22 protein-coding genes are annotated in these 21,874 nt (G+C 61.7%); 6 read left to right on the forward strand and 16 right to left on the reverse strand.

Going from position 1 to position 21,874, the window contains the following annotated elements; translation table 11 throughout:
- Window positions 1–222: 222 nt before the first annotated feature.
- From coaE to AC3WRN_RS16260, 6 genes are all read right to left on the reverse strand, one after another.
- Window positions 223–843 (reverse strand): dephospho-CoA kinase, encoded by a 621-nt coding sequence (coaE, locus tag AC3WRN_RS16235; RefSeq protein ID WP_492623752.1) that lies wholly within the window; start codon window positions 841–843, stop codon window positions 223–225.
- Complete coding sequence (locus AC3WRN_RS16240; protein ID WP_492623753.1) at window positions 840–1,697, reverse strand: prepilin peptidase; 858 nt, start codon at window positions 1,695–1,697, stop codon at window positions 840–842. Before AC3WRN_RS16240 ends, coaE begins: the two co-directional genes overlap by 4 nt.
- A 189-nt stretch (window positions 1,698–1,886) precedes the next feature.
- Complete coding sequence (locus AC3WRN_RS16245) at window positions 1,887–3,161, reverse strand: type II secretion system F family protein (RefSeq protein WP_492623754.1); 1,275 nt, start codon at window positions 3,159–3,161, stop codon at window positions 1,887–1,889.
- Window positions 3,162–3,303: 142 nt separating this feature from the next.
- Window positions 3,304–5,028 (reverse strand): type IV-A pilus assembly ATPase PilB, encoded by a 1,725-nt coding sequence (gene pilB / locus AC3WRN_RS16250; RefSeq protein ID WP_492623755.1) that lies wholly within the window; start codon window positions 5,026–5,028, stop codon window positions 3,304–3,306.
- Window positions 5,029–5,284: 256 nt separating this feature from the next.
- Window positions 5,285–5,611, reverse strand: a complete 327-nt coding sequence (locus AC3WRN_RS16255) for a HepT-like ribonuclease domain-containing protein (RefSeq protein WP_492623756.1) — start codon at window positions 5,609–5,611, stop codon at window positions 5,285–5,287.
- Window positions 5,612–5,649: 38 nt separating this feature from the next.
- A complete protein-coding gene (locus tag AC3WRN_RS16260; protein ID WP_492623757.1) occupies window positions 5,650–5,940 on the reverse strand; it encodes a nucleotidyltransferase family protein in 291 nt (96 codons plus the stop codon).
- A 325-nt stretch (window positions 5,941–6,265) separates the two neighbouring features.
- On the opposite strand from AC3WRN_RS16260, the gene AC3WRN_RS16265 reads away from it, so the two are divergent.
- From AC3WRN_RS16265 to AC3WRN_RS16290, 6 genes are all read left to right on the forward strand, one after another.
- On the forward strand, window positions 6,266–6,508 hold the full coding sequence (locus AC3WRN_RS16265; RefSeq protein WP_492623758.1) for an AbrB/MazE/SpoVT family DNA-binding domain-containing protein: 243 nt from the start codon (window positions 6,266–6,268) through the stop codon (window positions 6,506–6,508).
- Window positions 6,505–6,900 (forward strand): type II toxin-antitoxin system VapC family toxin, encoded by a 396-nt coding sequence (locus tag AC3WRN_RS16270; RefSeq protein WP_068093453.1) that lies wholly within the window; start codon window positions 6,505–6,507, stop codon window positions 6,898–6,900. Before AC3WRN_RS16265 ends, AC3WRN_RS16270 begins: the two co-directional genes overlap by 4 nt.
- 151 nt (window positions 6,901–7,051) lie before the next feature.
- Window positions 7,052–7,906 carry a glycosyltransferase family 2 protein gene (locus AC3WRN_RS16275; protein ID WP_492623759.1) on the forward strand — a complete coding sequence of 285 codons (855 nt, stop codon included), beginning with the start codon at window positions 7,052–7,054 and terminating at the stop codon, window positions 7,904–7,906.
- The gene (locus AC3WRN_RS16280) at window positions 7,899–9,059 is read left to right on the forward strand and encodes a glycosyltransferase family 4 protein (protein WP_492623760.1); all 1,161 of its coding nucleotides are present in this window, start codon (window positions 7,899–7,901) and stop codon (window positions 9,057–9,059) included. The genes AC3WRN_RS16275 and AC3WRN_RS16280 overlap by 8 nt, the downstream gene beginning before the upstream one ends.
- Entirely contained in the window at window positions 9,052–9,828 is a 777-nt protein-coding gene (locus AC3WRN_RS16285; protein WP_492623761.1) for a class I SAM-dependent methyltransferase, read from the forward strand. The genes AC3WRN_RS16280 and AC3WRN_RS16285 overlap by 8 nt, the downstream gene beginning before the upstream one ends.
- Window positions 9,825–10,853, forward strand: coding sequence for a glycosyltransferase family 4 protein (locus AC3WRN_RS16290; RefSeq protein ID WP_492623762.1), 1,029 nt, complete (start codon window positions 9,825–9,827; stop codon window positions 10,851–10,853). The genes AC3WRN_RS16285 and AC3WRN_RS16290 overlap by 4 nt, the downstream gene beginning before the upstream one ends.
- On the opposite strand, the gene AC3WRN_RS16295 is transcribed toward AC3WRN_RS16290, so the two are convergent.
- The 10 genes from AC3WRN_RS16295 to AC3WRN_RS16340 form a co-directional block, all read right to left on the reverse strand.
- Window positions 10,839–12,038, reverse strand: coding sequence for a glycosyltransferase family 2 protein (locus AC3WRN_RS16295; protein ID WP_492623763.1), 1,200 nt, complete (start codon window positions 12,036–12,038; stop codon window positions 10,839–10,841). The genes AC3WRN_RS16290 and AC3WRN_RS16295 overlap by 15 nt on opposite strands.
- 18 nt (window positions 12,039–12,056) lie before the next feature.
- The gene (locus AC3WRN_RS16300; protein ID WP_492623764.1) at window positions 12,057–13,556 is read right to left on the reverse strand and encodes a lipopolysaccharide biosynthesis protein; all 1,500 of its coding nucleotides are present in this window, start codon (window positions 13,554–13,556) and stop codon (window positions 12,057–12,059) included.
- A 9-nt stretch (window positions 13,557–13,565) separates the two neighbouring features.
- Entirely contained in the window at window positions 13,566–14,366 is an 801-nt protein-coding gene (locus AC3WRN_RS16305) for a cephalosporin hydroxylase family protein (protein ID WP_492623765.1), read from the reverse strand.
- Window positions 14,363–15,013, reverse strand: coding sequence for an acetyltransferase (locus AC3WRN_RS16310; RefSeq protein WP_492623766.1), 651 nt, complete (start codon window positions 15,011–15,013; stop codon window positions 14,363–14,365). Before AC3WRN_RS16310 ends, AC3WRN_RS16305 begins: the two co-directional genes overlap by 4 nt.
- Entirely contained in the window at window positions 15,010–16,137 is a 1,128-nt protein-coding gene (locus AC3WRN_RS16315; protein WP_492623767.1) for a DegT/DnrJ/EryC1/StrS family aminotransferase, read from the reverse strand. The genes AC3WRN_RS16310 and AC3WRN_RS16315 overlap by 4 nt, the downstream gene beginning before the upstream one ends.
- Window positions 16,134–17,357 carry a methyltransferase domain-containing protein gene (locus AC3WRN_RS16320; RefSeq protein WP_492623768.1) on the reverse strand — a complete coding sequence of 408 codons (1,224 nt, stop codon included), beginning with the start codon at window positions 17,355–17,357 and terminating at the stop codon, window positions 16,134–16,136. Before AC3WRN_RS16320 ends, AC3WRN_RS16315 begins: the two co-directional genes overlap by 4 nt.
- Entirely contained in the window at window positions 17,354–17,905 is a 552-nt protein-coding gene (locus AC3WRN_RS16325) for a dTDP-4-dehydrorhamnose 3,5-epimerase family protein (protein WP_492623769.1), read from the reverse strand. Before AC3WRN_RS16325 ends, AC3WRN_RS16320 begins: the two co-directional genes overlap by 4 nt.
- Window positions 17,902–18,987 carry a CDP-glucose 4,6-dehydratase gene (gene rfbG, locus AC3WRN_RS16330; RefSeq protein WP_492623770.1) on the reverse strand — a complete coding sequence of 362 codons (1,086 nt, stop codon included), beginning with the start codon at window positions 18,985–18,987 and terminating at the stop codon, window positions 17,902–17,904. The genes AC3WRN_RS16325 and rfbG overlap by 4 nt, the downstream gene beginning before the upstream one ends.
- On the reverse strand, window positions 18,978–19,748 hold the full coding sequence (gene rfbF, locus AC3WRN_RS16335; protein WP_492623771.1) for a glucose-1-phosphate cytidylyltransferase: 771 nt from the start codon (window positions 19,746–19,748) through the stop codon (window positions 18,978–18,980). Before rfbF ends, rfbG begins: the two co-directional genes overlap by 10 nt.
- Before the next feature lie 126 nt (window positions 19,749–19,874).
- On the reverse strand, window positions 19,875–21,842 hold the full coding sequence (locus AC3WRN_RS16340; protein WP_492623772.1) for a hypothetical protein: 1,968 nt from the start codon (window positions 21,840–21,842) through the stop codon (window positions 19,875–19,877).
- Between the last annotated feature and the right edge of the window lie 32 nt (window positions 21,843–21,874).

Raw genomic sequence — 21,874 nt, forward strand, 5'->3', positions numbered from 1 at the left:
CCCCCCCCCCCCCCCCCCCCCCCCCCCCCCCCCCCCCCCCCCCCCCCCCCCCCCCCCCCCCCCCCCCCCCCCCCCTTTTTGAATGATACGGCGACCACCGAGATCTACACTCGTCTGACTTCGTCGGCAGCGTCAGATGTGGAGAAGAGACAGCCCTGTGCGCGATGCTCTGATGCCCATAGAAACGAAGAGCATCGCGCACAGGGTGCGCTCCTACGCGGATCAGTGGCTGGCGGACAGCGCCAGGTAACGTCGATGCAGTTCGGCGACGGCGCGGTCCAGGGCGGATTCGTCGCCGCTGTTCTCGATCACGTCGTCGGCCAGCGCCAGGCGTTCGGCGCGGCTGGCCTGGTGGGCGAGCATGCGGCGGGCCAGGGCTTCGTCGATGCCGTCGCGGAGGGTCAGCCGGGCCAGCTGCACCGATTCGGTGGCGTCGACCAGCAGCACGCGATCGACCCAGCGGTAGTGCTCGATGTTCTCGGCCAGCAGCGGGATCGCCAGCAGGCAGTACGGGCCGCGTTCGGCCAGCGCCCGCCGGTGCAGCCACTGGCGCACCAGCGGATGGATGATCGCCTCCAGGGTTTTTCGCGCCGCCGGGTCGGCAAACACGCGCCGGCGCATCGCGGCGCGATCCAGCCGGCCGGTGCCGTCCAGCACCCCGGCCCCGAACGCATCGACCACCGCGGCCAGCCCGGCCGTACCCGGCTCGATCACCTCGCGGGCGGCCACGTCGGCGTCGTGGACATGCACGCCGAGCGCCTCGAAGCGCCGCGCCACCGCGGTCTTGCCGGCGGCGACGCCGCCGGTCAACGCGATCACCAGGGCATGCGGCCGCGCGCTCATCGCAGGCCGGTGAGTTGCATGTAGCCCTGCAGCAGGCCGGATCCGGCCATGAACCAGACCCAGCCGGCGGCGGCGATGAACGGGCCGAACGGCATCGGGATCTCGCGTTGATGCTTGCGCAGCGCGATCAGGGCGCCGCCGACCAGGGCCCCGATCAGCGACGACAGCAGGATGATCGGCAGCAGCGACATCGGCCCCATCCACGCGCCCAGCGCCGCAAGCAGCTTGAAATCGCCGTAGCCCATGCCTTCCTTGCCGGTAAGCAGCTTGAACGCCCAGTACACGCTCCACAGGCTCAGGTAGCCGATCGCCGCCGCGAGGATGGCCGCCGGCGCAGCGACGAACATCGGCAGCAGCGACAGCAGCAGGCCCAGCCACAGCAGCGGGTAGGTGAGCTGGTCGGGCAGCAGCTGGGTGCGGAAGTCGATGCCGGACAGCGCGATCAGCGTCCAGGTCAGCGCCAGCCCGGCCAGCGCGGCCCACGACGGGCCGAATTTCCACACGATCGCCGCGCTCAGCACGCCGCTGAGCAGCTCCACCAGCGGGTACTGGATCGAGATACTCGCCCGGCAATAGCGGCAGCGCCCGCGCAGAAGCAGCCAGCCGAACAGCGGGATGTTGTCCAGCGCCGACAGCGAGTGCTTGCACTGCGGGCAATGCGACGGCTCGCGCACGATGCCCGGCGGCAACGGCGTCTCGTCCGGCTCCAGTTCCAGCACATCCCGCGCCTCCCGCCGCCAGCCTGCCGCGATGCGTTCGGGCAGCCGCAGGATCACCACGTTGAGGAAGCTGCCCACCAGCAGGCCGAGCACGCCGGCCAGGGCGATCCACAGGGCAAAGGGAAGTTCGGGCATGCGTCAGCCTTGTGTTTTGGGTCCCCGCGGTAAAGGGGAAGGCAGTAGGGTACGGCGCTTCGTGTAGGAGCGCACCCTGTGCGCGATGCTTTTCGCGGCTACCAGCATCAGAGCATCGCGCACAGGGTGCGCTCCTACAACGAGAACGGCGGGCAATGCCCGCCGTTCTCGTGAGGTGTCTCGGGAAATCTAGAACGTGCCGGCGAGCTTGAAGATCGGCAGGTACAGGGCCACCACCATGCCGCCGACCAAGGTGCCGAGCACCACCATGATGATCGGTTCGAGCAGGGTGGACAGGGTGTCGACCGCGTTGCTGACTTCTTCCTCGTAGAACTCGGCGACCTTGAACAGCATGTTGTCCAGCGCACCGGATTCCTCGCCGATCGCGGTCATCTGCACCACCATGTTGGGGAACAGGCCGGTCTGCCTCATCGCCAGCTGCAACTGGTGGCCGACCGCGATGTCCTCGCGCATCTGCCTGACCGCGTCGCCGTACACCACGCTGCCGGTGGCGCCGGCCACCGCGTCCAGTGCCTCGACCAGCGGCACGCCGGCGCGGAACGTCACGCCCAGGGTGCGGGCGAAGCGGGCGATCGCCGAGTTGCGCACGATGTTGCCCATCACCGGCATCTTCAGCGACATGCGGTCGAGGAAGTGGGCGAATTTCACCGAGCGCTTCTTGGCGATCACGATCGCGGCGATGCTGCCGCCGATGATGCCGATGACGACGAACCAGTAGCTCTGCATGAACTCCGAGGCGGTCACCAGCAACTGGGTGGGGGCGGGCAGCTGCGCGCCGGCGTCCTTGAAGGTCTTGGCGAACACCGGCACCACGAACAGCAGCATGATCAGGCAGACCATGAACACCACCACCAGCACCATCGCCGGGTAGAACAGCGCCTTCTTGATCTTCTTCTTGATCGCCTCGGTGCGCTCCTTGTAGGTCGCCACGGTGTCCAGCACGGTATCCAGCACGCCGGAGGCCTCGCCGGCCTTCACCAGGTTGCAGTACAGCTCGTCGAACTGCACCGGGTAGCGGCCCAGCGCCTCGTTCAGCGACGAACCGCCCTCGATGTTCTGCTTGATGTCGATGAGGACGTTCTTGAAGCGGATGTTCTTCTGGCCGTCGGCGATGATGTCGAAGGCCTGGATCATCGGTACGCCGGAGGCCATCATGGTGGCGATCTGGCGGCTGAAGATGGCTACGTCGCCCGGCTTGATCGTGCTGCCGGTGGAGCCGAACAGCGGCTTGGCGCGTTCGCGCACGGTCTGCGGGTTCATGCCCTGGCGGCGCAGCTCGGCCTTGACCAGCGTGGCGTTCTTCGCCGGCATGTCGCCCTTCATGCGCTTGCCACGCTTGTCCAGCGCAACCCACTCGTAGGTGGTCAGCTGGCTGACCTGGGCGCGCTGGGCACCCAGCGAGCGCGCCTTGTCGATGTTCGTGGTTGCGGTAGCCGTGGCCATGCGCATCTTCCCCCAGTAGTCCAGTCCCGGAGCCGTCCTATGCGGGCGGCAGACAGTATTTGTGCAGCTTATGCCATTTTTGCGGCGCCAAACCGTGGCGTCGGACGCAAGTTCGGTGCAACGGCGGCCCCATATCCGCCGCTCATTCCTTGGTGACGCGGTCGATCTCGGTCAGGCTGGTCAACCCCTGCTTCACCTTCAGCAGGGCCGACGCGCGCAGGTCGTTCACTCCCGCGGCCCTGGCCGCCTCGGCGATCTGCATCGTGTTGCCGCCCTGCAGGACGATCTTCTGGATCTCCTCCAGCATCGGCATCACCTGGTAGATGCCCAGGCGGCCCTTGTATCCCTCGTTGCAGCCGTCGCAGCCCACGGCCTCGTAGATGGTCAGCCCCGCGTCGATGTCGGCCTGGCTGAAGCCGGCCGCCAGCAGCACGTGCGGCGGCAGGTCGATCGGCTTCTTGCAGTCGTGCAGGCGCCGCGCCAGGCGCTGGGCGATGATCAGGCTCACCGACGAGGTGATGTTGTACGGCGCGATGCCCATGTTCATCAGGCGCGAGACGGTCTGCGCCGCGTCGTTGGTATGCAGGGTGGACAGCACCATGTGGCCGGTCTGCGCCGCCTTGATCGCGATCTCGGCGGTTTCCAGGTCGCGGATCTCGCCGACCATGATCACGTCCGGATCCTGGCGCAGGAACGAGCGCAGCGCACTGGCGAAGGTCATGCCGCGCTTCACGTTCTGCTGCACCTGGTTGATGCCCTCGACGCGGATTTCCACCGGGTCCTCCACCGTCGAGATGTTGCGCTCGGCGGTGTTGAGCATGTTCAGGCCGGTGTACAGCGACACCGTCTTGCCCGAGCCGGTGGGGCCGGTGACCAGCACCATGCCGTACGGCTTGTGGATCGCGTCGATGTAGAGCTTCTGCTGGTCCGGCTCGTAGCCGAGCTTCTCGATGCCGATCCTGGCCGAGGAGCCGTCCAGGATGCGCAGTACGATCTTCTCGCCGAACAGCGTGGGCAGCGTGCTCACGCGGAAGTCGACCGCGCGGGTCTTCGACAGGTTGAGCTTGATGCGGCCGTCCTGCGGCACGCGCTTCTCGGCGATGTCCAGCTGCGCCATCACCTTGATGCGCGAGGAGATGCGGTTGGCCATCTTCATTGGCGGGTTGGACACGGCCTTGAGGATGCCGTCCATGCGCAGGCGCACCCGGTATTGCGTCTCGAACGGCTCGAAATGGATGTCCGAGGCGCCGCGGCGGATCGCGTCCACCAGGATCTTGTTGACGAACTTCACCACCGGCGCGTCGTCGTTCGCGTTCGCGTCGACGCCGCTGCTCGACTCGCTCTCGTCGTCGCCGCCCTCGATGTCCAGCTCGTCCAGCTCGCCGCCGCCCATGTCGGGCATGGTGTTGCGCATGTTGTTGAGCAGGCTCTCGATCACCCGCTGCAACGAGCCGCGCTCCACCAGGATCGGTTCCACCATGCAGTTGGAGTGGAACTTGATCTCGTCCAGCGCATGCGACTGCATCGGGTCGGCGATGCCCACGTACAACCGCTTGCCGCGACGGAACAGCGGCAGCGCCTGGTGCTTGGTGATCAGCGCCTCGCTGATCAGGTCGAGCGGCATCGTGGCCGGGTTCAGCGCCGCCACGTCCATCATCGGCATGCCGAACTCGGCCGAGGCAATGCGCACCAACTCGGCGCTGTCGACCAGGTTGCGTTCCAGCAGCCACGTCGTCAGGGTGGACTTGCTCTGGTTGCTGTCGGCCATCGCCTTGCGCACGACGTCCTCGGGCATCACCCCCTCGGACACCAGCCGACGCGCCATGCCTGACAAACCCGTGAGCGACGGTTGCAATTGAGATGACATAAACGACTCGATCTTGCCCCTGTATGTTGTTGAATCTACCGCAGTCCGGCGCGCAGGTCACCCATTCCTTGCCGGCCCGATCCAGCAGGGTGACGCAGTGCTCAAGCCTGCTCCCGCGGGCCAGGCTCCTCCTTCCGTATGCAGGGCAGCCCGGCTCGGTTCCTCCTCTGCGCACAGGGCTATGGCTCGGTCCCTTGGGGCAGGCAGGGGAGGGAGCAACGCGCCGTAGGGCGGGCACCGCCCGCCGCTCCTGCTTTCAGTTGTCGCGCAAGACCTGCCGACGCAGCTCAGTCAGCGAATTCTGCAGTCCGGGGAGATCGCGCTCCAGCGTTTCCCAAACGACATCCATGTTGATGTCGAAGTAGCCATGTGCAAGCCGGTTGCGCATGCCGCGCATGCTGTTCCAGGCGATCTGCGAGTGTGTCAGCGTGAATTCCGGATACCTATCCGCCAGCTTCGTTGCCGCCTCGCCTATAATCAGGATGTTCATGATCACGGCCTGCTGTGTTCGCCGATCGGCAAGAAAAGTTATCTTGTCCATGCCTTCGACGTAGCCACGCGCCAATTCAATGGCCTCGATCATGTGGCTTAAATAGTCATACTGTCGAAAGTCCGAAGCCGTCACAGCGGAACCGCTTCGTTGATCACCTTGTTGCGGAAGCGCGGCGGAAGGTCACCAGGCGTCACCACGTCCACGGCAATCCCCAATGACGACTGCAGCGCAAACTGGATTGCGCCCACATCCAGCAGCGTGGTCTCCGGTGTCGGGTCGATCAACAGATCCAGGTCGCTGCCCTCCGTATCTTCACCGCGCACGGTCGAACCGAACAGCCGCGGGTTGGCCGCCCGGTGTGCGGCAACCACGCTCCGAATCTCATCGCGCCGGAGTTGGACAATTTCGGAGGGCTTCATCGGCCAGCTTCCAGATCGAATCTGCAATCAAGAGCATACGTCAAAAGTTTGTCTGTCGTCCGGGCGCGCATGGCGTCCCTGAAATATCGGCGTAGCCCAAGAGCAGCGCCGCCCCGACCCTCTCGTGAACGAAGGGGAGGTAGCAACGCGCGGTAGGGCGCGCACGGCCCGCCGGAATCGTGTTGCCGACATGGCAATCACCGGGCCCGGTTCCTGGATGATCCGTGCTTTTTGCACGGTGCAACTACGGCCTATTGCACCTGATTATCTTGATTGCGCATCTGCGTCTCCTTACAATGAAGTAAGGAACTCGAAGGAGAGGGCCATGACCACCGCCAGCGTTACCAGCAAGGGCCAGATCACGATTCCGGTTGCCGTGCGTGAGGCCATGCACGTGCGTGCGGGGGATCGGGTGGAATTTGTGGAAATCGAGCCGGGCCGGTATGAGTTCATCGCCGCCACGCGCCCCGTGACCGCACTCAAGGGCATGTTCGGCAAAGCGTCCAAGTCGGTGTCGATCGAGCAGATGAACGCCGCGATCGCAGCGGCGGGTGCGGCGGCGAAATGATCGGCCTGGATACCAATGTCCTGGTGCGTTACATCATGCAGGACGATACAGCGCAGTCGGCCAAGGCCTCGACTTTGCTCGACGCGCTGACTGTCGAGGCGCCGGGCTGGATTTCGATCGTGTCCGTGATCGAATTGGCCTGGGTGCTGGGTACGGCGTATGGCCTGGATCGTGCGCAGCTCACCGAAGCCCTGGAAGCCCTGCTACGTACCAAGGAGTTGATCGTGGAGCGTGCGGAGGTCGTCTGGAAAGCCGTGCGCATTTACCGCGACTCCAAGGCAGATTTGGCCGACTGCCTGATCGCATGCACAGCTACGTCCGCCGGCTGTGAACACACCATGACGTTTGACCGCGGTGCCGCCAAACACGCGGGCATGAGCCTGATCACTTGAAGTCTGGCCGGGTTCCTTGACGCAGCAGAGCCTGCACTGCACGCCGCCCAGCCACCGCATCGCACTGGCTGCAGCCCCAAAGCCCCAACCCCGTCCGCAACCCAGCCCAACCTTCACGCTATGATCTTCCTTCACCCGGGGGAGCCATCCGTTGAACCGCCTGAGCATCATCCTGCCCGCCAAGAACGAGGCGCCTGCGCTGGCCGCACTGCTGCCGCGCCTGCGTGCAGCCCATCCCGGTGCCGAGATCATCGTGGTCGACGATGGCTCCACCGACGACACCCGCAGTCTCTGCGAGGCCAGCGGCATCCGATGCCTGTCTTCGCCGTACTCGATGGGCAACGGCGCGGCGATCAAGCGCGGCGCCCGTGCTGCCGCCGGCGACATCCTGGTGTTCATGGACGGCGACGGCCAGCATGACCCGCTAGACATTGCCCGTCTGCTGGAGAAACTGGAGCAGGGCTACGACATGGTGGTCGGCGCGCGCGACTGGGACAGCCAGGCCGGCGTGGGCCGCGGCCTCGCCAACACCCTGTACAACTGGCTGGCCACCCGCATGACCGGCCACCCGGTGCTGGACCTCACCTCCGGCTTCCGTGCCGTGCGCGCGGACAAGTTCCGCGAATTCCTGCACCTGCTGCCGAACGGCTTCAGCTACCCCACCACCAGCACCATGGCCTTCTTCCGCAGCGCCTACCCGGTGGCCTACCTGCCGATCAAGGCCGCCCAGCGCGTGGGCAAGAGCCACATCAAGCCCCTGCGCGACGGCGTGCGCTTCCTGCTGATCATCTTCAAGATCGCCACGCTGTACTCGCCGCTGAAGCTGTTCGTGCCGGCAAGTATGGTGTTCTTCCTGCTCGGTTGCGCTAACTACGCATGGACGTTCGTGCATGAAGGCCGCCTCACCAACATGAGCACGTTGATGTGGAGCGCTTCGGTGATTGTGTTCCTGATCGGGCTGGTGTCCGAGCAGATCACTGGCTTGATGTATCGACGCGATGCCTGAAGACCGCCACTCAAGTCCGCTGGCGTTGCTGGTAACGCGTAATTTTCCGCCGCTGCTTGGCGGCATGGAAAAGGTCAACCTGCACCTGCTTGCAGCCTTGCAGCCAGCCTGGCGTACGGCGTTGTGCGGGCCGGCCGGGTGCATTGAATACGCACCACCACAGACAGTGGTGAAGCAAAGCAGGGTAAAGCCGCTGGCAGCGTTTCTGGTTGCGACCCTGTGGCACGCAATTCGCTTGGCATGGCGACGCAAACCCGAGTGGGTCATTGCCGGCAGCGGTCTCACCGCACCGATCGCCTGGCTGGCTGCGAAATGTGCCGGGGGCAGGGCGGCCGTCTATCTGCACGGGCTCGACATCGTAGCGCCCAGCCGCGTGTACCAATGGCTATGGCTGCCTTTCATCCGGCGCTGTGACCTGGCCTTGGTGAACAGCTCAAACACGGCGCGGTTGGCACAAGGCAGTGGCGTGCGATCCGGCAGAGTGCACGTGTTGCATCCGGGGACCGATCTGCCCACGCTGGATGCCAAGGCGGCACGCGATTTCCGCGAGCGTCATGGCCTCGGGCAGCGACCCCTGCTGCTTTCGGTGGGGCGGTTGACCCAGCGCAAGGGGCTGGCCGAATTTGTGGCAAGGGCGATGCCGACCGTCGTGTCCCGTTATCGCGATGCACTGCTGTTGGTCATCGGCGATGAAGCCAATGATGCCTTGCATACGCGGACAGGTTCGGAGCGCGAACGCATCCTCGCCGCGGCTCACGACGCCGGTGTCGAACAGAATCTATGCTTTCTCGGACGCTGCGATGATGGGACGCTAAGTGCGGCCTACCAGGCCGCCAATCTCCACATCTTCCCTGTGCTTGAGTTGCCTGGCGATGTGGAGGGTTTCGGCATGGTGGCGCTGGAGTCGGCGGCACATGGTCTGCCCACCGTCGCCTTTGCGGTGGGGGGTATATCCGATGCCGTACAGGATGGGCGGACCGGCACCCTGGCCGAGTCGGGTGACTATGGCAGGCTTGGCGAGGCAGTAATCCGCCAACTCGCGCAGACACGCGATGGGCCGACTGCAGTTGTCTGTCGCGATTTCGCGGCCGGCAAGGCATGGCCGGTTTTCAGTGAACGCTTGCGTAAGTTGCTGGGTGTGCGGAATGTCTGATGCTCCACCGAACCAGGATCCGAGTGGTGCAGGCGGCACGTCGGCCTCGCGCCAGCCTCACGCCGTGCTTGACTTGCCGTCGCGCCGCTTCAAGGGGCTGAAGATCGAACGGCTGCTGGATCTGACCAACCGCCCGCAGCCGATACACATGCTCGAGGTCGGCACAGGTTCGGGTGGCATAGCCCATTACTTCGGCACTCACCCTCAGTTGAGTTGCGAGGTGGATGCGGTGGACGTCCACGATAGCCGCCTGGTCACCGATGGCTATCGTTACCATCAAGTACAAGACACGCGATTGCCGTTTGCCGACGAATCCTTCGACGTCGTGCTGAGCAATCATGTCATCGAGCACGTGGGCGACGAGTTGGCGCAGCGCGCGCATCTGGCAGAACTGCATCGCGTACTGCGTCCCGATGGTGTGGGTTACCTAGCCGTACCCAATCGCTGGATGTTGGTCGAGCCGCACTATCGCTTGAAGTTCCTGAGCTGGTGGCCGCACGCTTGGCGTACACCGTATTTGCGCTTGATGCGCAAAGGTACGCTTTATGACTGCGAGCCGCTTGAGATGTGGCAGTTGGAGCGAATGCTCGCCGACGCCGGATTTCGCTATCACAACCTATGCATCCAAGCCTGGCGCATCACGCTTGAGATCGAATGTCCGGATTCATTGAGCACACGTATCCTGCGAAAGGTTCCGGATGCTACGTTGACGCCGCTCAGGTGCATCATTCCAACATTGATTTATCGCATTGAGTGCATGCATCAGTGAGTGCGAATCGCGAGCCTGCCATCTGGTTCCCGGCTGTGCGCGCAGGCAGTGGTACCGACGTATTCACAAAGCGTATGGTTGAAGGACTTCGCAAGCGTGGTTTGCGGGCGGAAATCACTTGGCTACCGCTCCGCGCCGAATATGCGCCGTGGACGGTACCTGTCCCTGTGCAGCCATTGTGGGCCAATGTGGTTCATGTCAATACCTTGCTGCACTCACGCTTCTTGCCTGAACACTCGTCCGTCATCGCTACGTTGCATCACTCCATTCACCACCCCAGTCTGGATTCTTACAAAGGGCTGACGCGTAGGCTCTATCACCGCTGGTGGATGCGAGCGGTCGAGCGACGAACGTTGCAGCGTGCCAACGTGGTGGTGGCGGTGAGTCGATTCGCCGCGGATACGGCAAGAAAAACCCTGCTTGATCGACCGATGCAGGTGATCCATAACGGCGTCGATACCGAAAGTTTTCGGCCGCCGGTGCAACGGGCAGCGCATCAGCCGTTCCGCCTGCTTTATGTCGGCAAATGGGCTTTGCTCAAAGGCGTGGATTTACTGGCGCCGATCATGCAGGAGCTTGGCGCCGGCTTCGAGCTTCGTTATACCGGAGGCGAGGCGACCCGCCGTGACCGGTGCAACATGCCGCCAAATATGCATGATATCGGCAAACTGTGCGGAAGCGATGCCGTGGCAGCCGCCATGCGGGATGCCGATGCGCTGTTGTTTCCATCGCGTAGCGAGGGATTCGGATTGGTGGCCGCCGAGGCTATGGCGTGCGGATTGCCCGTCGTCGCTACCCGGGACTCTTCGTTGGTGGAAGTGGTCAAGGATGGTGTTGGAGGAGTGCTTTGTCCGCAAGACGACGTGGCAGCGTTTGCTAACGCGGTTCGTGAATTGGCAGCCGACACTCTGCGCTGGCGAACGATGGTGCATGCTGCGCGCACTCGCAGTGCCATGTATTTTTCGATGCATGGAATGATCGACGCTTATGTGGGTATTTATCGTGAATTGCTAACGGTTAAGTAGCTCCAGCAGTTGCCTTTTCAGAAAGTGCAGAGTATCCCTTCGCCCCGGTGATGATCGGATCACCGATGCGGCGATACTTGCCTCGTGAATATTTCTGATGAATAGCCTATCGACGATCACCGAGTTCAGTGCCTTGAGTGTTTTTCCGGTCATGATGGCCGTTTGAAGATTGAAGCGCTTCAGTGCAGATGCCCGTTGTGCGGCAGCGTAATCGAGGCCGTGCATTTCAGCAAAAATCTTTCCCCACGCGTCGATGGAATCTCGGTGCTTGCCGGATGAGGCCAAAATCACGGCAAGCTGTTGCGCTTGGTTGACGCTATCAACAGGACTGCCTAGGGCCCGGGATTGCAGATATGCCTCGTAAACGCATGCCTGTAACGACAGTGGGAGTCCTCCGCCTGCTGCAAGAGGAAGATCGTTATGAAAAGGGATATTCCCCTCTTCGAGAAATTGCTTGTGAGGCTGCAGGCTGCGCTCTTTGACTTTTGAAAATGCGGAGTAGCCATTGCTGTGCCTGGATGTTCCGCTGATGGCAAGCGGTTCACGGACGTAGAGGTAGTCATCCACGATCCTGGCAATGGCAATGGCTGTGTAAACATCTGGGTTGACCGATGAAAAAAACGAGCCTAGGCGCTCCTTGATTTTCTTCAGAACGGATATATGGATGAAGCCGCCGTTGTAGATCATTGGCAACTGGTTGTATCTGGCTTTCCCGTACAAAGTTTTGGCCAGCCATTGCCTGCTTCTTCGTGTTTCCATTCCCGATGCCAACGGAACGATGAGTTGGCTGTTTTTCCGCTCGGGAATGCCAGGCCAGTCGTAGGTGCAGAAATCTGACCGAATGACCTTGGCCTGCGTGAGTCGAATGATCTCTGTGACGGTGTGCAGCGAACGCGGCATCAATCCATCGTCATCACCCATGAACGTGACCCAGCCGTCATCGACATGCGACAGGGCGAACTCCCAGTTGTGCGACATGCTCAGTCGCTTGCCGGTATTCAGGTAACGAATGCGGGAATCGTTGGCGCGGCGAACCACATCACGGGTATCGTCCCCGCTGAAGTTGTCGCTGACGATGATCTCGAGATTGTCGTAGTCCTGCGTTGTTGCCGTGCGCAGGGAATACTCCAGCACGCCACAGCGCTCTCTGGTTGGGATGATGACGGTGATCTTTGGGTTGGTCATGAATGAGGTGGATGATGGTCAAAAGGAGAGTAACAATTTGGCGCGTATCATCCGGCGCACGGCACGGGATGCCAGTGCGCTGGCCGTCAAGACAACACCACTGGCGACCGTCAGCCATGCCAAGCCCATAATGGAACGCGAAACCGGGGGTAGCGCGACCTCAAGAACGAGTGCCGCTGCCATGGCTGCGAGCAACGGCGGCAGATTGTCTTGCAAATACCATTTCGTCATTTCGTTGTGCAGCAGCCGCCGGTGCATGAGCGGGATGCCAAACAACACGGAAACCAGATTGGCCACCAACCACAGCAATGCTGCACCGGTGGTGCCGTACGCCTGCACTGCCCACAGGCAGAACGGAATGCCAAGTAGAAGCGATGCCGCGTTCAGGCCCATGGCCAGACGCGTCCAGCCGTACGCCAGTTGCAGGGCGTAGGGAATGTTCATTAGTCCGTTGAGTGCAGATCCGGCCACCAGAATGGCCAAGGGTAAAGCGACCTTGTCTGCTAGGTTGGCGTCACCGGTCCACAGGAGCAGTACCTCGCGCGCAAAGACAATTAGCATCATCGCCACGGCGGCAATCACCACCGCGAGATATTGACTGCTGAGGTGATACAGCTCGCACAGCATTGTCTCGTCGTGGCGCGTGACCAGGCGGCTGAAACGAGGGTAGAGCGCGTTGAACATCGGCTGCACCATCCGCCCCAGCCCCGCCGCCACGCTCAAGGCCATGGTGTAGTAGCCCAACTCTTCCAGCGGACGAAGACTTACCAAGCTCAGGCGATCAAGCTGGCTGACGCCAAGCGCCAGTATGCCGACGGCGAACAGACCGCCTGCGAAGCGGCGATTGCCGCGCAGCTCGTCAGTGACCCAACGCGCGCGACGATGTCCGTGCGGCAGCGCTTGCCAGACGACAACGGCGGTTGTAAGCGACTGCACCGCGCCCACGATGGCGTACCACCACAGGAATGCCTCGATGGATGGCGACACCCAACGCAGTACCGGCAGTACACCGGCATAGCGCAGCGTGGCAAATATCGCATTGATAAAATTGAGCGCAGGCTGCCGCTCCAGACCGGACAGGCAATTGGCGTAGAACATGCTCGGCCACAGCAGGGCGATGGCGATGCCCATGATGGTGATGGCATGGCCGGCCTCCTCACGTCCCAGGCTGCGTAGGTGTAACCAGTGGTCGGCCATCAGGTCGCTGCAGGCCCAGACAAACAGAGCCGCCACCAGCGTGAGCAACCAGATGACGCTTTCCGATGTACGCACCAGATCGCGTGCGCCATTGGCCAATGCAGGGTCGTGCACGCGACGGGAAATCTCGCGGTTGACAGCGCCGCCGATGCCGAAGTCGAGCAGTTGCAGGATGGACTGGAAACTCAGCATCAACCCGACCAGACCAAACGCCTCCATGCCGAGGATGCGGATGTACAGCGGCAAAAACGCCACGCCCATCGCAGCCATCCAGATCTGGCCGGCGTAATTGGACAGGATGTTGATGCGCAGTGCGGCCACGGACAGTGATCAGCGGCGTCGCAGATAGCCGCCCGGAGCGACCGTGATCAGCAATTTGGCTTCGATGTCTTCGTCCACATCGAAATCGTGATTGCGAGACAGGAACTCGTGCACCGCCGTCTTCGGGTTGTTGCCAACGTCCCAGGGACGATCTGGGTACATGCCAGGCGGTAAGTCCTCGATCACGGTATCGAACACCACGCAGTAGCTGCCCGGACTGACCAAGGGGGCATAAGCATCAAGTTCGGTGAGTACGTGCTCGTGTGTGTGATTTGAGTCGAGAATCACCATGACTCGATCCTGCCCGGTGGCGCGCTTGTGTACCTCAGCCACGATCTCAGGCGCGATCGAAGACCCCTGGATCATGTCAATGCGGTGGGCCATTGGGTGCGCCTCGATGGCCGCGCGATTGTGCGCACGAATGTCGATGTCGATGCCGAGCACCCGGCGACGCGGCCTCTTGGGATCCAACGTTTGGCCGGTCTCAACGGCATCGCAGTAGTCAAGCAATGCCAGCATCGATGCGCTCAGGATCAGCGAGCCACCATGGGCAATGCCGGTTTCGATGATTAGATCGGGCTTGATCGTCCAGATCAACTCTTGGAGGGCGATCATGTCTTGCGGATACTGGATGATCGGCCGTCCTAGCCAGCGAAAATTGTAGGAATAGCGATGGGGAAGTGTCTTCAAGATCCAGTCACGAGACCGCATTGCCAGCTTCGAGTCATGTCGTAGCGAGGCGATATTTTGTGATACCGAAGCCTCGAATTCATTTATGATGTTCATGTCGTAATTTTCATCAGCGTTCATGGTTGATTCTTTGCGATGGGTCGTGCGGGATTTCCCACGACGGTTTCTCCGGCGGCAACGTCTCGTGTTACGACCGCTCCTGCACCGATGACTGCGCCTATACCAATCCGTATTCTTGGAAGAATGACGGCGCCAGTTCCAACAAAAGTGAATTTGCCCACTGTCACCTCACCGGCGAGAGTTGCCCCGGGTGCAATATGGGCACCATCGCCGATAACGCAGTCGTGATCGACGGACGCCTTTGTATTGACAATGACTGCTTGACCGAGGCTTACGCCTGCACATACCGCGCTCATGGCCAGAATCTGGCAGCCATCACCCACAAGTGCATCTTTGGCAATGAATGCAGTTGGGTGGATTACGCTAAGAATGGTGTAGTTGCGGCTTTGGAGCCAATGCATGCGCTCCAGTCGATCACGCCCGAAGGAACCGCCGATGGCCACGCAAGCGTGTACTTGAAAATGATCACGATACCGCTGCTCCCACTGCGAAAATCCCTCTTCACCGTGAAAAATAGGAACATCAGTAAACGGCGAGACGATATCGCGGTTGTCAAAGAGAGCAATGAGATTCGTATTGTGAATAGGCAATGCATCTCTCAGTACTTTCGCCTGTCCTGTAGCGCCCCAGAAAATGACGGGTATCATTGTTGATCCCTAAGCGCAGCAATCACGTGTCCGGAAACTCGTTTCAGATCGGAATCCGAAATGTCATGATAGCTTGGTAGATTAAGCGCTCGGAGCGACAAAGATTGACTGACCTTGTTTGCATTCGGAGCATCAAACAGCCCTAACGAAGACAGGGGCCAAAAAAATGTTCGTCCATCGATGTTGTCGGTTTTGAAGGTGGAAAGTAGTGCGTCACGCTCAAGCTCGATGTGCTTATCAATGACGATGGTTGGCATCCAGTAGCCGTTTATGGTTCCGAGAGGCTCGGGATTCATGGTGAGAGGCTGGTCTACGAGCGCGTTCCGATAGCACTCGAAGACACGGCGCTTGCCAGCGATCAGCTCGTCGATCCGTTCCATCTGTGCACAGCCGATCGCTGCCTGTCCGTTCGACATCTTGTACTTGAAGCCGACGCGTTCAGGCCAGAATTGACGGGACTCGCCGCGAGCGCGGCCGTGGTTCGACAGCGTCAAGACGCGTTCGTACAGCGCGTCATCGTTGGTGACGAAGATGCCGCCCTCTCCGGTGGTAATGGTCTTGGTGCCGTGAAATGAGAACGCACCGAAGGCGCCCATCGAGCCAGCGCGTCGGCCGTGCCAGACCGAGCCAATGGCCTCGGCTGAATCCTCTATGAGGTGTAACCCGTGCCTTTGCGCTATGACTGCGAGCGCATCCATGTCGCAAAGGTTGCCGTAGAGATGCACGGCCAGGATCGCCTTGGTTTGTGGTGTGATCGCGGCCTCGACTGCGACCGGATCGAGACACCATGTATCCGGAAGCACGTCGACCAACACCGGTTTTGCGCCGAGGTGAACGATAGGCGCGGCCGAGGCTATCCAGTTGATGTCGCCGAGGATGACTTCATCGCCCGGTCCAATGCGGAGCCCGGCCATGCCCATATGCAATGCACCTGTGCCGCTGGAGGTGGCGATTGCATAGCGAACGCCGAGATGCTGCCTGAAAAGTCGTTCGAAGCGTTCGATGTATTCGTAGCAGCGTGCGCCCCAGCCATGCGTGGCCGCGTCCATGGCATAGCGGACTTCCAGCTCCGTGATTGACGGTTTGGTGTAGTAGATGCGGCTCTTTGTGTTTTCGGCGTTCATGACATGACCAGTTCCGGAATCACAGTAACAAACTTCCCACCCCACTCGCGGATGTAGCCCAGTTGCGTCGTTATCTCCTCGCGCAGGTTCCAAGGCAGGATCACTACGAAGTCCGGACGGCTCTCGCGGATGCGCGCTTCGGCGACGACCGGGATGCGTGAGCCGGGCAGGTAACGCCCTTGCTTGTGCGGCGAAGCGTCCACAACATAGCCGAGCAGGTCGGGCCGCACACCGGCATAGTTGAGCAAGGTGTTGCCCTTGGCGGCGGCGCCGTAGCCCGCCACCCGCTTGCCGTTGCGCTTGCAATCGATCAGGAAGGCGAGGAAGGCATTCTTGATGCCGTCGGCCAATGGCTGGAAGCCGTGGTAGTAGTCCATGACCAGCATGCCGGCGATAGATTCCCTGGTCAGCAGTGCGGCGACAGCCGGTGTCTCGTGATGCCCGGCGTCGGCATGGCAGGCCCACAGGCGCAGCGAGCCGCCATGGGTGGGAAGTTCTTCCACATCCCAGATGCGCAAGCCGTGGCCGGCGAATATCCGCTGCACGGTGTGGAACGAGTAGTAGGAAAAGTGCTCGTGGTAGACGGTGTCGAATTGGCGCTGTGCGACCAGTTGCAGCAGGTGCGGGAACTCGACAGTGATGACACCTTCAGGGGCGAGCACGTTGCCGAGGCCCGCCACGAAGTCGTTGAGGTCGGGCACGTGCGCCAGCACGTTGTTGGCGACCACTAGGTCCGCCTTTCGCCGCGCCCCCGCGAAGTCCCGTGCGAAACGTTCGCCGAAGAAATGCTCCAGGGTCTCGATACCGCGCGCGCGTGCCGCCACCGCCGTATTGGCGGTGGGCTCGATGCCGATACAGGGGATGCCGCGCGCCTTGACGTATTGCAGCAGGTAGCCGTCATTGGAGGCGACTTCCACCACCAGGCTGTTCGGGCCAAGGTTCAGCCGCTCCGCGGCACGCGCTACATACTGTTCGGCGTGTGCCAGCCAGGTACGTGAGTACGAGGAGAAGTACGCGTAGTCACTGGAAAAAAGCGCATCGTGCTTCTGCACTTCGTCCACCTGCACCAGGTGGCAGTCGCTGCAGGTGTAAAGCCGTAGAGGGAAGTACAGCTCGGGTGCGTTCAGGTCGGCCGCATTCAAGAAGGCATTGGATGGCGGCGCGCTGCCCAGATCCAGGAACACATTGTGCAGAGGCGTTTGGCAATAGCGGCATTTCATACGCATACACCAGTGAATTCGTTGGTGATGAGCGCATAACCACGGTCGCGTTCGGAAACCGTGGCCACGACCAGCGGCCAGGTAATTGCCAGACGCGTATCGTCATGACGCAGGCCGGCTTCGCAAGCTGGGGTCCATGGCGCGGTATGCATGTAGAGCAAGTGGGCCTCGTCGGTCAGTGTTTGGAATCCATGGGCGAAGCCCTCAGGGATGAATGCCGCGCGGTCGTTGTCTTCGGCAAGCTCCAACGCATGCCAGTGCAGAAAAGTGGGCGAACCCGTGCGAAGGTCCACAGCCACGTCGAACACACGTCCACGCAGGCAGCGAATCAGCTTGGCTTCCGCCACGGGCGGCGTCTGGTAGTGCAGCCCGCGAACGGTCCCAAGCCCATGTGTCTCGGAGAGGTTGATCTGGGTGAAATGCAGGCCTGGCCGGAGGGGGGAGAGTTCCTGCTCGCAGAACAGGCGCGTGAAGCGCCCGCGTGCATCGCCGACCGGCGCAGTGTGGATCTCGTACAAGCCGGCAAGCGATGTGGGGTGCAGCTTCATGCCGCCCACTCCAAGTCGAGCCGCTTGGCATCATCGACATAGGCGGCGAGGTCGCCTGCACTGCCGACTAGGCCGGATCCGTGGAAGCCGCGATACCAGTTGGCGGTTCTGGCCAGCATGGTGTCGATGTCCCAGACAGGGCGCCACGCAAGTTGCTGCCTCGCCTTGTCGCAGTTCAGGCGCAGGATGGCAGCCTCGTGCAGCTGCGTAGTTCGGTCGTGCTCGATACGCAAGGCGGGCCAGTGCACGCCGAGTTGAGCAGTGAGCTGCTGGACGCTGACTTCGCCAGCCGCACCGGGACCGAAGTTCCATGCACCGGCGAAATCCGCACTGCTCCACAGCTTCTGCCCAAGCCGGAGGTAACCGGAGAGTGGCTCCAGTACGTGTTGCCATGGGCGCACTGATGACGGGTTGCGGATTTGCAGTGATTGGTCCGAGGCGGCCGCACGCATCAGATCCGGCACCAGGCGATCCTCGGCCCAGTCACCGCCGCCGATCACGTTGCCGGCACGTGCGGTGGCGATGCGCACCATTGGATCCCGGGTACTGAAGAAGCTCTTTCGATAGCAGTCCGTGACCAGTTCCGCACATGCCTTGGAACTGCTGTAGGGGTCATGGCCGCCGAGTGGATCGGTTTCGCGATAACCTTCCAAGGTGGAGTGTTCGGCATAGACCTTGTCGGTGGTGGCGTTGATCAGCACGCGCACCGAAGGGCAGCTGCTGACGGCTTCGAACAGGTTGACCAAACCCGTCACGTTGCTGGCGAACGTGCCCACCGGATCACGGTAGCTGCGTCGCACCAGCGGCTGTGCGGCTAGGTGAAACACCATTTCAGGCTGGTGCTTGTCGAGGACCTTGCGGACAGTCTCGGCATCGCGCAAATCCACGCGATGGTCGGCGACGCCATCGAGATCCAGCAATGACCAATGCGATGGGTACGTGTCCGGATCGAGCGCCAGCCCCGCGACCTGGGCACCCAGAGTATGTAGCCACAGTACCAGCCAGGAGCCCTTGAAGCCGGTATGACCGGTGACCAGCACGCGCCGGCCGGCATAAACGCTGTCGAACAGGTTCAAAGCCATACCTTCCACGGTGCGTGGCCGGATTGCCAGAGCTCTTCCAACTTGGTCTTGTCTCGCAAGGTGTCCATTGGTTGCCAGAAGCCGCGATGCGTGTAGGCCGATAACTGCCCCTCGCGCGCGAGGCGCTCCAGCGGATCGCGTTCCCAGATCGTCGCATCGCCATCGATGTAATCCAGCACGGCGGGTTCGAGCACAAAGAAGCCGCCGTTGATCCAGGTGCCGTCGCCAGCCGGTTTTTCCTCAAAGCGGGTGATGCGGTGGCCTTCGATGTCGATGGCTCCGAAGCGTCCGGGTGGTTGTGCGGCGCACATCGTCGCCAGCGTGCCCTTGTCGCGGTGTAGAGCTAGCTCCGCATCAAGGTCGATATCGGCCAAGCCATCGCCATAGGTGAAAAAGAACGTGTCACTGTCGAGGTATGGAGCGACGCGCTTGAGCCGGCCGCCGGTCTGCGTCGTGTCCCCGGTATCGACCAGGGTGACGCGCCATGGCTCGGCGTGCTTGTGGTGCACTTCCAGTTTGTTCGTTGAAAGGTCGAATGTGACGTCGGACATGTGCAGGAAGTAGTTGGCGAAGTACTCCTTGATCATGTAGCCCTTGTAGCCCAGACAGATGATGAAGTCGTTGATGCCGTGGTGCGAGTAGATCTTCAGGATGTGCCAGAGCACGGGCATGCCGCCGATCTCGATCATCGGCTTGGGGCGTACCACGGTTTCTTCGCTGATCCGCGTTCCATAGCCGCCGGCAAGGATAACCGCTTTCATCTTGGGTGAACCTTCAAGAATGGATGTCGAAATGATGGGATTCTAGCGTGGCCAGCCGGCTGCGAATGTGGACGAAATCGTTGTCTACCGTAACGGGTGGGCCATCGTGGGTTTTGTGCTGGTTGCTCAGCGGCCAGTCTTTGTCCGGGAATTGCGTTCATCCCGCTGGCTTACTGACAAGAGGGTTTGAAGCGCAGTGATGTCGCCATCCAGCCGACCGCCGATATTGAGTGTCTGTAAGACTTGGACTTGCTGCTGTGCTTCCGAGTACCGGCCCGCTGCTGCCAGCATGCGTACCAGCGTAATGCGATAGGCTGGTTCACGCGGAGCGGTTTTCACGGCGTCCACGAACATCCTTAGCCCCAGAGCGTGATCGTCAAGCACATTCCAGGCATAGTCGCCATAGGTGGCAAGCAAACGAGCCCCTGGGTATGGATGTGCGAGCGCAGCCATGAACGTACTCACCATGCGATCTTGCGGCAAATCGCACAGGTGCTCATGAGTGCACTGAGTGAGTGCACCGAGCGAGCTTTCATCCTGCACGCCGGGTTTGCGTGCCTTGAGTTTGGCAATCAGGCTGTTCCACCAGGCATCCTTGATGGGCAGGTGCATGCGCGAATTCATGAAGATCAGCGCCTGTTCGGGCAGGATTGATGCATCGGGCAGGGCGGCCGCGCGCTCCAGTGGCGCGTAGGCTAGACGCACGAACGGCGAGGCATGATCGTAATGCGAGTAGATGATGTAAGTGCGGCCCAGCTCGTATTGGGCGCGTGGTGAAAGTGGAGCACGTGTGGCGAGATCCTCGGCCAGGCGCAATGGGTTGCCCCAAGCGTAGGCAGTAAGTGCCGTCAGGAGACTCCAGCAAAGCATCAGTCCGGCCAGCAGCACATGCCGGGGCAGCGGCAGCCTGGAATTGCGCGACACGGCGAGCAGCGGCACGATCGCCAGCAGCAGACCGAAGCTGGCGAAGTAGTTGCGGTGCTCGTAGATCAGCTCCAGTGGCAGGATGGTGCCGGTGAGCAACTGGCAGCCGAGGAACAGGCTGATACCGAGAGCGGCCAGCGGCGCGCGTCGACGTAACCACAACATCAGTGCGACCAGGGCGACAAGAAGAACGATGCTGGCCAGCGTGCTCCAGGGGGCCAGCAGCCCGGTCGAGATGCGGAAGTCGTCGTGATAGAACGACAGCGAACTCGGCGTGGGCAGCAGAGTCCACGCGATGTAGTCGACGACGATGCGCGCTTCGCTGAGCAGGCGGGTGCCCATGGTGAAGTTACGGGCAGCCCAGGTTTCCGGCCTCAGCAGGCCCGGCAGCAGCCAGGCCAGTCCCGCGATCATGGGCAGGGCGAGTATCAGCACAAACAGGCCGATCACGCGTGGATCGCGGCGAGGCGAATGCCCCGGTTCTGGCCCTGCCGGGGGAGTGGACGTTTCCAGCGGCTTGCCGAAATGGAACAGCATCCATTCGATGAGAAAGGCATACAGGGGGAGCATCACCGCAGTCTCCTTGGCCAAGAGGCCGAGGACGGTCGGTACGGTGACGCTGATGGCGCAAAGGATGAATCCGCCCCAGTTTGATCCCGCCCGGCCAACCGGGCCAAGCATGCGACGGCGACCCGCCACGTAGCCGAGCAGCCCCAGCAGCACGAACAGGTTGGCCATGCTCTCCATGCGTTGCACCACGTACAGCACGGCGGTGAGGTTGATCGGCAGCAGCATCCAGCCGGCGGCAATCAGCACGGCCACGAGGAAGGTATGCGGATGCCAGCGCGCAGGATCGGAGCGCAGCAGCGCCAGCGAGAGCAGACACACCAGCCAGCCGTTCAGCAGATGAAGCAGCAGGTTGGTTAGCTTCATCCAGTAGGGATCAAGCCCGGTTGCCAGATAGTTGATGGCGAAGCTCAACGAAGCCAACGGACGCTTGAAGTCGCTTGCCGGCGAGGAAAGCGCCGCGCCGACCAATGACGGGAGGCTGGCAGCGTGTGGCTGCACACCCTTGTTGTCAACGATGTTGGGGTAGTCGTCGAACAAGAAGCCGCCGGAGAGCCCCGGCCAGTATACGACCAGGGTGATGGCGAAGGCGGCAAGTAGCACCAGGAGACGCCATGGTGAGCGGCGAAGAAAGT

The organism is Rhodanobacter sp. FW101-FHT13A11 (assembly GCF_058790335.1).